2 protein-coding genes are annotated in these 1,418 nt (G+C 70.8%); one reads left to right on the top strand and one right to left on the bottom strand.

What is annotated here, in order from left to right:
• Nucleotides 1–677: AAA family ATPase (locus tag KUTG_RS53045; RefSeq protein WP_157495522.1), on the bottom strand; the 677-nt coding region annotated here is incomplete at its 3' end.
• A gap of 267 nt (nucleotides 678–944) precedes the next feature.
• Here KUTG_RS53045 and KUTG_RS06975 point away from each other — a divergent pair.
• A complete protein-coding gene (locus KUTG_RS06975; RefSeq protein WP_043715751.1) occupies nucleotides 945–1,139 on the top strand; it encodes a hypothetical protein in 195 nt (64 codons plus the stop codon).
• The last annotated feature ends 279 nt before the right edge of the window (nucleotides 1,140–1,418 follow it).

Below are 1,418 nucleotides of genomic sequence, written 5' to 3'. Positions count from 1 at the left end.
CGAGTGAGCTCGGCCCCGACCTCACGCCCGCCGGTGCGCACGGCGATCAGCTCGGACACCTCGTCGGCCGCCAACCGTGACAACTCCAGCTGCACGCCGCCACGAGCCGAGAAGCTGCGCCGCAACTGGTCCAGCTCGGTGCGCCGAGGCACCGGCCGGTAGGCGCCGACCAGCAGTAAAGGGAGCTGCTCGGTGGCACGGGACAGTCGGTGCCACACGTGCAGGCTGGCGCTGTCGGCCCACTGCATGTCGTCCAGCACCATCAGCACGGGCTTGGTCTCGCACGCCCGGTCGACCAGGGCCAGCAGCTGCTCGGCCGCCCCGAGCACGGCGTCGCCGGTGCCGGTCACGCCGGGGGAGTGCTCCTGCCGCAGCAGCCGGATGATGCCGGCCCGCCACGGGTCCTCGGCCCGGCCGATCACGTCGAGGCAGTCCAGCACGGCGCGCAGCGGGAAGGGTTGGCCGAGCTCGTCGGCGGCGGCCCAGAAGACCTCGCAGCCCAGGTCGCGGGCGGTGCGCAGGCCGACGGCCAGCAGGGCCGACTTGCCGATGCCGGGATCGCCCTCGACCAGGGCGGACTGGCCGCGGCCGGCGACCACCTCACGCAGCAGCCGACCGAGCAGGGCGACGTCTCCGTGCCGTCCCACGAAGGTCTCCGTCGCGGCGGTTGGCCCCATGCTGTGAGAGTAGACGGATCTTGAGCCGTGTCGCTCGTCTACCACCCGGACGTCGTCGTCGCACACATCCGTGTGCGGAGCGTGGCCGCCCGGGCGAGTGAACCGAACGGCGGTTGCTCTGCGTCATCACACCACAGAGTGGCTGTCACAATTCTCCGCCGGATGGCGGATGTCCTTGACGGGTCATGCGCGGATGGTAATCGTTGTGGCGGCTGCCACACCTCAACAGAGCAGTTGAGGGGTTAACTCGGAAGGCGGTGAGCACGGATGGTGCTCTCGGTACAGCACCCCGGTGCCACTCCCAGCAGCGAGCGCGGCCTCGAGGCCTTGCTCGACTCCTATCACCACGTCGCCGCGGATGTGCTCAACGCGCACGTCCGCGCCGGTGAGCACTGCACGGACTGCGGTCAGGTCTGGCCCTGCGCGCCGGTCAACTCGGCGGCGTTCGCCCTGGACCTCTAGGCCGCAGCCGGCACTGGGGGAAGCCGGGTCGACATCGGGAGGGTCGGCCCGGAGGTTGCGCCGTTCGGCGCAGCCGAGGGGGACGCATCGGCTCAAGCACGGCCGCGCCGCGGTATCGGCGCGGCCGTCTTTTGGCGTGGGCACGGAGAAGCGCGTCACACCCGGCTGGACCATTCGTGCACACTTTGGGTGCTGGGTGGCCAGGCGCACGCAGCCAACCAGTGGGAACATCTGAAGTTCGCTACCGCCGCACCCGGCCTGGCCGTAGCGTCGCTGCCG

The sequence above is a fragment of the Kutzneria sp. 744 genome (assembly GCF_000568255.1).
Taxonomy (GTDB): domain Bacteria; phylum Actinomycetota; class Actinomycetes; order Mycobacteriales; family Pseudonocardiaceae; genus Kutzneria.
This window is presented reverse-complemented; position numbering and strand designations above follow the sequence as displayed.